We start from the raw sequence: 5101 nt of genomic DNA, 5'->3' as shown, positions 1-5101 counted from the left end.
ATCCAGATCACCATGGACCGAACCCGGGACGGTGCGCTGAGTGTGCTCATCGCCGACGCGGGTGGCGACGCGGGTGGCAATACTGTGGCCCGCCTGGCCGGGCTGCGGCTGGCGGAGATGGGCTCCGGGGCGACCATGGAGACCGCGGGTCCGCACAACCTGGTCCACGAGGTGACCTGGCGGCCCCTTGCGCTGCCGGACCCGGCCACGGCCGGCTCCAATGGAGCCGCCGGCGCCATTGCCAGGGACGTCGTGTTCGTCGGCGAGGAAAGCAGCCTGGTGGTCGCGTTGTGTACGCGGCTGACTGCTTCCGGAAGCAGGTGCCAGGTCGTGTCCGGTCCGGAGGATCTGCGCGACCTCACCGAGCCGGCGGACGTATTGGTCCTGCCACTGTCCGCCGACCCCGGCGAGCCGGTCGGGCGGAGCGCAGCGCGTTCGGCATGGCTGCTCACCGAGATCGCCCAGCGGATGGCCGGACCACACCGGGCGAAGTCCGCGCGGCTGTGGTGCCTGACCATCGGCGTGCGGGAGAGCCGGGACGAAGGCCATCTCACCCACTCCCCGCTGTGGGGACTCGGTCGGATCATGGCGGGTGAACACTCCCAGTTGTGGGGTGGAGTGGTCGACCTGCCCCCCGACGACCCCGCCACGGCGGCCGAAACGCTGCTGCAGGTGCTGCGGGCAGCACCCGCCGAGGACGTCATTGCCCTGCGGGACGGCGTCGCATCGGTCGCCCGGCTGGCCCTGACGTCGCGGGAGCCGGTACGCGCACCACTGGCATGCCGCTCCGACGGCACCTATCTGATCACTGGCGGTCTCGGCGTACTCGGCTTGCGGGTCGCCCATTGGCTGGCCGAGCGCGGTGCCCGCCGCATCGTTCTGGTAGGACGGCATGGGTTGCCGCCCCGGGCGTTGTGGGACACGCCGGCGGACGGCCCGACCCGCCGGAAGATCGCCGAGGTCCGTGCGCTGGAGGCGGCTGGCGTCACGATCCGGGTACTGTCCCTCGACATCGCCGACGCGGAGCAGGCCGCCCGGCGGCTGGCGTCCGACGCCCTCGACCTGCCGCCCATCCGAGGCGTCGTGCACGCCGCCGGTGTCCTGGACAACCGGCTGGTCATGGGCGTCGACGAGAAGTCGCTCCGGGCAGTGCTGCGGCCCAAGGTGGACGGTGCCTTGGTACTACACCGCCTTTTCCCGCCCGGCAGCCTGGACTTCCTTGTGCTGTTTTCCTCCTGCGGCCAGCTCCTCGGTATGCCCGGCCAGGCCGCGTACGGGTCGGCCAACGCCTTCCTCGACGCGTTCGCGGTGCACCGCAACGGCTCCGCGGCAACGGTCGGCCAGGCCGACACCCTGAGCCTCGGTTGGACCTCATGGCGTGGCCATGGCATGGCGGTGAACGACGTCGTCGATGCCGAGCTGCGCGCTCGCGGCGTGACCGCCATTTCGGCCGCCGAGGCGTTCGACGCGTGGGACTTCGCCGACCGGCGAGGGCCCGGCCACTATCCCGTCCTGCGAACCGTCCAGCTTGAACCCGGCGCGGAGCGACCGCCGCTGCTGAGCGACATATCCGCGCCGGTGGACGGGCTTGCGCCCGACGCGTCGGCCGAGCCGTTCGCGGACCTGCCGCCCGAGTTGCTACGCGGGTACCTGCTCGACGACGTCGGCACCCAGATCTCCGCCGAGATGAAGCTGCCCACGACGGCCTTGGATCCACGCCGGTCACTGATCGAGCAGGGCCTCGATTCGGTCATGACCATCATGATCCGGCGGCGCCTGGAGCGACGGTTCGGTCAGAAGCTGCCGGCCACGCTGCTGTGGCAGCAGCCGACCGTGACAGCAATCACCGATCACCTGGTGGAGCTGCTGCGTCCAGCCGAGCCGACCGGAGCCGAGCCGACCGGCTGACCCGCGGGTGCGGGCCGGCGACTGTGGTGTGCCCCGCGGGGCACAAGGTGAGTCCGCGGGCGACCGGTGTGCGGTGGTGTTCGGGCGGCCGGTCGTCCTCGCCCCGAAGCCGGCCGATCAGATCGTCATCCAGGACCACCTCGGCGCGTCCGTCCAAGGCAGACCCCTGGGCGAGCCTCGCGAGCAGAGCATCCCGGGCGGTAAACGTCGCCGGATCACGGCGCGAGGAGCCGCGGTATCCGGCGGGGAACCCGAGAACGCCCACGACGTCGCGCAGCGGCACGGCCGCGCCCGGCCCCCACCGCTCACTGAAAGCGGAATGATAGGCGGCCCAGCCGAGCAGGCGCGGCGCGACATCGACGAGCACATGGACGGCCTCCCGCGCTTCCTGGATCACCGCTGGCGGGAGCGTCACCGAACAGTCGACCCGCAGATCGACCCCGACCCGGGAAGGTCGTCCCTGCCGACATCGACCACAGCGTGGGGATCGACGCGGGCACGGCGCTGCGCTGCGTGCACGAGTGGTTGGTGACCGAGCCACCGCAGGTCGTGGAGACCCGCGCGGGAAGGCTGATCGGGAGGCGTTCATCTGCAAGGTGGAGGGCCGAGTCGCTCAACTGCGCCGCCTGGACGACTTCGTCGACGGAAGGGATCTTCACGAGCTGGTCGCGCGGGAGCTCGCCGCCACGACCGCCGTGCTCGACGAGGCCACCTACGACGAGCGCCTCGGACGTCGGCTGCTGTCCGCTGTCGCGGAGCTGTGCCAGCTCGCTGGGTGGGTCGCGATGGACGCCGGCCATACCCAGGCCACGCGGCGCTGCTACCTCGGCGGTGGAGCGGCACTTCGACCAGCGACGCCCCGACGACGAACCGACCTGGGTGTACTGGCTCGACGAGAACGAGATTCAGGTGATGGCGGGCCGCTGCTACGTCGAGCTCGGCCTGCCGCAGCGCGCCGAGCCGCTGCTGGTCGACGCGGTGGCCCGCTGCGACGAGGACCACGCCCGCGAAGCCGCGCTCTACCGCTCCTGGCTCGCCGAGGCATACACGCAGACAGGTGATCTCGACCGGGCCGTCGAGGAAGCCACGCACGTCGTCCGGCTCGACGCCCGCGCCGGATCAGCACGCGCATCCGACCGGGTCCAACACCTGAGAGCCCGACTCACGGCATTTCGCGACGACCCGACAGTCCTCGCCTTCGAGGACCTCTACCAGTCGGTAGCGGATCTTCCAGGCGTCCTGCGCCCACCCGGCTGACCCTCCAGCCGCCGGACTTGGCACCAGGTCGGCGCCGGCAGCGAGTACGCGGCAGGGCTCGCGCTCGGTGGGAGGCGTGGCGAGGACCGTGCGCGATCCGCCGGGCCAAGCGGTATCCGCCGGTTGGCGGGCTTTTACCCGGCGGAGCCAGCAGACGTTCGGTCCGTGTCCTCGGCGGCAACATCGTTGTGGCCGGGAAGCTCTCCGGCCTGCTCGGCTATATCGCGTTCGACCTGGGGAACGAGTTGCTCGCCCGTGCCTACTGCAACGAGGCGATACGCCGCCTTTCCCAGATCGGTGAACGCCATCGCCCGGCCGACCAGCACAGCAGCATGTCCGCGTAGTAGTGCCCGCTCAGCTGACCGTCGAAATAAGAAACGAGGGCCGGGTCGACGTAGCGGACGCGGCCAGCGCCCACGACGCCCGCCACGACAGCTGATCCGGTGAGGAGGTTGAACCCACGGCAGCCCAAAGCGTTCACCCACTCGATGTTCCCAGCAGCCTCATCGAGAAGCAGCCTCCCGGGCGCACCGGGGCCACACCCAGCGCCGAAATCCGGAGCATCACCAGCCTGCCTGGAGGACGGGTCCGCTGACGGTGACATCTGCGCCGGACGGGAGATCGCCACCCCTGCCGAGACGCGACAGATGCGCGGGATCAGTCGGGTTTGCGTACCCTGAATCGCGGGGTTCCGCGATTCAGGGTGGGTCGAGGAGGCGGTATGGGTTCGGCAGGCTTCGATTCCGAACACGAGCAGTTCCGTGATCTGGTCCGGCAGTTCGTGGCCCGCGAGATCGTCCCTCACCAGCAACGGTGGGAGGAAGCCGGCATCGTCGACCGGTCGCTGTATCTGGCCGCCGGCAAGCAGGGCGTGATCGGCTTCAACGTCCCGGAAGAGTTCGGCGGCGGTGGCGTGGACGACTTCCGGTACAACGCGATCGTCACCGGGGAGCTCGCCCGGGCCACGTCCGGCCCCCCGGCGCTGAGCCTGCACAACGACATCGTCGCGCCCTACTTCATCCGGCTGGCCACCCCGGAGCAGAAGAAGCGCTGGCTGCCGGGCTTCGCGTCCGGAGAACTGATCGGCGCCATCGCGATGAGCGAGCCGGGCGCCGGCAGCGACCTCGCCGGCATCCGCACGAGCGCCGTGCGCGACGGCGACGACTGGATCGTCTCGGGCACCAAGACGTTCATCTCCAGCGGGATCAACGCCGACCTCGTGATCGTCGTGGCCCGTACCGACCCCGCCGCCGGCCACAAGGGCTTCAGCCTCCTGGTGGTCGAGCGTGACATGCCCGGGTTCACCCGCGGCCGCAAACTCGACAAGATCGGCCAGCGGGCGCAGGACACCGCCGAGCTGTTCTTCGACGAGGTGCGCGTCCCGGCGGCGAACGTGCTGGGCGAGGTGGGACGCGGATTCTACCACCTCATGCACAACCTGCCCGACGAGCGGCTGTCGATCGCGGTCGCAGGCGTCACGGGTGCTCGCACCGTCTTCGACGCGACGCTCGAGTACGCCAAGCAACGCACCGCCTTCGGCCAGCCCATCGGCACGTTCCAGCACAACCGCTTCCTGCTCGCCGAGATGGACACCGAACTCGACATCGCCGAGACGTTCATCGACGCCTGTCTGGCCCAGTCCGCGCGCGGCGAGCTGACCGCGGAACGGGCGGCGAAGGCCAAGTGGTGGGTCACCGAGTTGCACAAGAGGGTGGTCGACGCCTGCGTTCAACTGCACGGCGGCTACGGCTACATCCTGGAGTACCCCGTCGCCAGCGCATACCGCGACGTCCGGATCACGACCATTTACGGCGGCACGACCGAAATCATGAAGGAGATCATCGGGAAGTCCCTCGGCGTCTGACCGGCCGACGCCGGCAGGATCAGGACGGCCCGTTCCAGCATGCTTGTGCGCACGCGAACGGGATCGACGCCC

General features: G+C 70.0%; 4 protein-coding genes and 1 pseudogene. 4 read left to right on the top strand and 1 reads right to left on the bottom strand.

The window, feature by feature from the left end:
• Positions 1-1908, top strand: a 1908-nt coding sequence (locus U9980_RS21860) for a beta-ketoacyl reductase (RefSeq protein WP_322769639.1), incomplete at its 5' end; no start/stop codon positions are given.
• A 73-nt stretch (positions 1909-1981) separates the two neighbouring features.
• Here the strand turns inward: U9980_RS21860 and U9980_RS21855 are convergent.
• A pseudogene (locus tag U9980_RS21855) lies at positions 1982-2458 on the bottom strand (lantibiotic dehydratase); the annotation flags it as partial.
• Between the two features lie 281 nt (positions 2459-2739).
• On the opposite strand from U9980_RS21855, the gene U9980_RS21850 reads away from it, so the two are divergent.
• From U9980_RS21850 to U9980_RS21840, 3 genes are all read left to right on the top strand, one after another.
• Positions 2740-3165, top strand: coding sequence for a hypothetical protein (locus tag U9980_RS21850; protein WP_322769637.1), 426 nt, complete (start codon positions 2740-2742; stop codon positions 3163-3165).
• A gap of 188 nt (positions 3166-3353) precedes the next feature.
• Positions 3354-3509 carry a hypothetical protein gene (locus U9980_RS21845; RefSeq protein ID WP_322769636.1) on the top strand — a complete coding sequence of 52 codons (156 nt, stop codon included), beginning with the start codon at positions 3354-3356 and terminating at the stop codon, positions 3507-3509.
• 377 nt (positions 3510-3886) lie between these two features.
• Complete coding sequence (locus U9980_RS21840; protein WP_322769635.1) at positions 3887-5029, top strand: acyl-CoA dehydrogenase family protein; 1143 nt, start codon at positions 3887-3889, stop codon at positions 5027-5029.
• Positions 5030-5101: the final 72 nt, after the last annotated feature.

Origin of the sequence: Protofrankia sp. Cr1, assembly GCF_963555865.1 — a bacterium.
In the GTDB taxonomy this organism is placed as follows: Bacteria; Actinomycetota; Actinomycetes; order Frankiales; family Frankiaceae; genus Protofrankia.
Note: the sequence above shows the minus strand (reverse complement) of the source record. Positions and strands in the feature narration are given on the sequence as shown.

Coding starts and splice junctions, on each gene's coding strand:
- U9980_RS21840 (WP_322769635.1), top strand. CDS start 3,887: ATGGGTTCGGCAGGCTTCGATTCCGAACACGAGCAGTTCCGTGATCTG.